This window comes from Nonomuraea sp. NPDC049784 (assembly GCF_040659615.1).
Classification (GTDB): domain Bacteria; phylum Actinomycetota; class Actinomycetes; order Streptosporangiales; family Streptosporangiaceae; genus Nonomuraea.
On record NZ_JBFAMX010000865.1, the window covers coordinates 1 to 3,407 of the forward strand.

Sequence of the window (3,407 nt, forward strand, 5' to 3'; positions counted from 1 at the left end):
GCCGCCGCCGCGCAGGCGGTCGCCGCCCGCAACCGGGTCAGCTCCTCGACCGTGCTGCTGGCCGGGGCGATGCGGCTGGCCGGCGGGCTCACCGGGCAGCGGTTCTGCGGGATGCGGGTGATCGTCAACAACCGCTTCGCGGCCGGCCGGCGCGACGTGGTCTCCACGATCTCGCAGGAGGCGCTGGTGGTGCTGGACCTCGACACGGACTCCTTCGACGCGCTGGTACGCCAGGCGTGGGGGACGGCGCTGCGGGCGTACCGGCAGGCCCAGTACGACCCGTACGCGATGGAGGAGGCGGTCACCGGCGTGGGCCCCGGGATCAGGTCGTTCGGCTGCTTCAACGACCAGCGGCTCGTGCAGGAGGACAACGCTTCTTCCAGCGCGGTCGAGGGCAAGACGGAGCTGTCCTGGACGGACGCCATGGACCGCAACATCTGCGACTTCCGCCTGCACCTCGGCGGCGAGCCGGACCTGATGGAGGTCTCCTGCTACGCGGACACCACCCTGTTGCCGCCGTCCGGCATCGAACAGTACCTCCTTGACCTGGAAGGCCTGATCGTGGCGGCCCGAGGATGAGCCTGTACGCCGAGGCGACGTCGTGCGCGCAGGGGGAGGAGCTCCGCTTCCGGCTCCTCGACGGGAGCGGCGGCGGCCCGATCACGGTGGAGGACGTACCCTCGGGGCGGCTCATGCTGCGGGACGAGGCGGCCGAGGAATCGATCTGGACCCTCAAGGTAGGGCAGCACTGGCCCAGCTCCCTCTACCGAGCCATTTACCACGATATTTCCGCATATTTCGTGGTACGCGGCGCTGAGCCCGCTTCGCCCATCCTGGTGTCCATCCCGTTCCCCACCTGGGAGGCGTACAACCGTCCGGGAGTCCCCGGCGAGGGCCTCTACCAGTCGGAGCAGCCCGACCGGGCCGTCAAGGTCACCTTCGACCGCCCGGGTGCCGGCCCGCAGATCGAGGAGTGGGAGCTGGGACTGCTCCGCTGGCTCGGCCCGGCGGGCTACACGGTCGACTACTGCTCGGGCCTGGACCTGCACGACGGCCTCGACTTCCTTTCCCGCTACCGCCTGCTGGTCGTCAACGGCCACGACGAGTACTGGTCGTGGGAGATGCGGGACACGGTCGAGGAGTTCGCCCGCCGCGGCGGGAACATCGCCATATTCTCCGGCAACACCTGCTGGTGGCAGGTCCGCTTCGAAGACGACCTCCGTACCATGGTCTGCTACCGCGAGGCCACCGCCGACCCCATGGCCGCCACCGACCCCGGCAGGGTCACCGTCGAGTGGCCGAGCGACCCTGTCAACCGCCCGGAGAGCACTCTCACCGGCCTCTCCTTCAGAAACGGCGCCGGCTGCTGGGTGGACTCGCGCGTCATGTCACAAGAGTCCTACACCGCCAGGTTCGCCGACCACTGGGTCTTCGAGGGCACGGGGCTGGCGGACGGTGACACGTTCGGCAGGGGAGCGATCGGCTACGAGACGGACGCGGCCGACCTCGAATGGGTGGCCGGCGTACCCCGGGCGAGCGGCCGCGACGGCACCCCGCCGTCGTTAGTCGTCCTCGCCACCGCCGACCTGTCCCATTGGCGCCGCTACGGCAAGGGCGGCGCCGCCACGATGGGCATCCACCGCCTCGGCTCCGGCACGGTCTTCAACGCGGGCACCATCAACTGGGGCAACACCCTCCAGGACCCGGTCCTGGCCACCATCACTCGAAACGTCCTCAACCGCCTCTCCCGCCGCTCCTCCACCCCCACCTGGGACACGATCGGCCCAACCCCCCACCCACCCGCTTCGCCTAGCTCGGGCGCTGTGCACGCTGCGCCGGGCTCCGCCGTACACCGTCTCGCCGACGCGGCGCCCCAGAGCGCGAAGGGCGGCGCTTCCGATGCGGCGGCGGGTGACTCGCCGTCCAGGCTTGGCGTGCGGACGCTCGTGTGCTGCGAGAACCGCCTGTACGCGGCGTGCTCGGACGGGACGCTCGCGGTCCGCGACGTCTCGGGTCAGAACCTCCCCTGGCAGGCGATCGGCGAGACCGACGCGATCGCCCTCGCCGCGCCGAGAGAGGCGCACGGAGGCCCGCCCGCGGGCTTGTACGGTGTCGCACCCACCGGCGCCATCCGCTACTGCGACCCTGTCCCGGCCCCGCAGCGGTGGCAGGACGCTCCCGACCGCGAGCCAGTCTCGGCCCCGCAGCCGTGGAAAGACGTCAGCCGGGCGCCCGAGGGCACCATCGGCCTGGCCGCCGTGGACGAGGGCCTGTTCGCCGTCACCTCGGCCGGCGAGCTGTGGCACCTGCCCATCCGGCGGCTCGACGCGCATGACTGGAGGAGGGTGGGTCCGGCCGTCGGAGTGGTGAGCCTGACCGCCATGAACGGCCGGCTGTTCGCCGTCTCGGCGGACCGGATCCTGGTCAGGTCGGCCGAGCGGCACGAGTCACCCTGGACCGACCTCGGCCCCGCCGCAGGACGCACCGCGCTGGCCGCCACCGGGGGACGGCTCATCGGCGCGGGACCCGACGGTCTCATCCGCTGGCGCTCACTCGTTGGCGGCCCCTGAACGGCGGCCCCGGAGAGCGGCCCCCGAAGAGCGGCCCGTGGACGGGTTCCCTACGGACGGTCGCTCTCGTAGGCGAGCCACTGCGCACACGTGTGCAGCCCGTAGTCCAGCGTCACGCTCGCCCGCCACCCGAGCTCGACCCCTGCCCGCTCGACGTTCACCAGCGCCCCCGCAGGCTCGTCCGACGTCTCGACGTCCATCGGCCGCACCGCCTGGGACACCGCCTCAGCCAGCTCCCCCATGCGCACCCGCTTCCGATGGGCGATGTTGTAGACGCGCCCCGCGGAACCCCGTTCCAGCGCCGCCAGCACCGCCCTGGCGACGTCCTGCACGTGTACGAGCTGCACCGGGCACCCGGAGACTGGCGCGGGCCGGTTGAGTGACGACCGCAGCACCAGATCGGCCACCGGTCCCCGCTGCGGCATGCCAGGCCCGTACGGCTCGCCGAGCCGGAGCACCACCGCCCCGGCCGCCGCCTCCTCCACCTGGAGCAGCGCCCGGGACAAGGGCGTGGCGGCGGGGCTGACGGGCGTCTCCTCGTCCGCCCACTTCCGCTCCGGATAGACGTGGAACGAGCTGAGCAGCACCCCGCCGGGCCCGCCGGCGAAGGCCGCCCGCGCCAGCCGTACCTCCTCCTCGGGATCGGCGTCCGGGGACCAGCCGAGCGCGCAGACGTGCACCACCGGCACGCCAGGGCCCGGTCCGGCGAGACGGAACCCCCGATCGGCGAGCGCGTCCGACAGGTGCTCCCGCACGAACGTGCTCGAACCGGTCACGGCCACCGGCCCGCGATCCACACAGCGAGGCGAGCGGTCCGCCGGCCTTGCGCGCGCCACG

General features: G+C 72.4%; 3 protein-coding genes. 2 read left to right on the forward strand and 1 reads right to left on the reverse strand.

The genetic code is table 11. The features are described from left to right. Both AB0J09_RS60040 and AB0J09_RS60045 read left to right on the forward strand, forming a co-directional pair. Window positions 1–579, forward strand: a 579-nt coding sequence (locus AB0J09_RS60040) for a hypothetical protein (RefSeq protein WP_360712665.1), incomplete at its 5' end; no start/stop codon positions are given. After that, window positions 576–2,570, forward strand: a complete 1,995-nt coding sequence (locus AB0J09_RS60045) for a N,N-dimethylformamidase beta subunit family domain-containing protein (RefSeq protein ID WP_360712668.1) — start codon at window positions 576–578, stop codon at window positions 2,568–2,570. The genes AB0J09_RS60040 and AB0J09_RS60045, both read left to right, overlap by 4 nt. Window positions 2,571–2,620: 50 nt before the next feature. On the opposite strand, the gene AB0J09_RS60050 is transcribed toward AB0J09_RS60045, so the two are convergent. Next, window positions 2,621–3,407: NAD-dependent epimerase/dehydratase family protein (locus AB0J09_RS60050; protein ID WP_360712671.1), on the reverse strand; the 787-nt coding region annotated here is incomplete at its 5' end.

Coding starts and splice junctions, on each gene's coding strand:
- AB0J09_RS60045 (WP_360712668.1), top strand. CDS start 576: ATGAGCCTGTACGCCGAGGCGACGTCGTGCGCGCAGGGGGAGGAGCTC.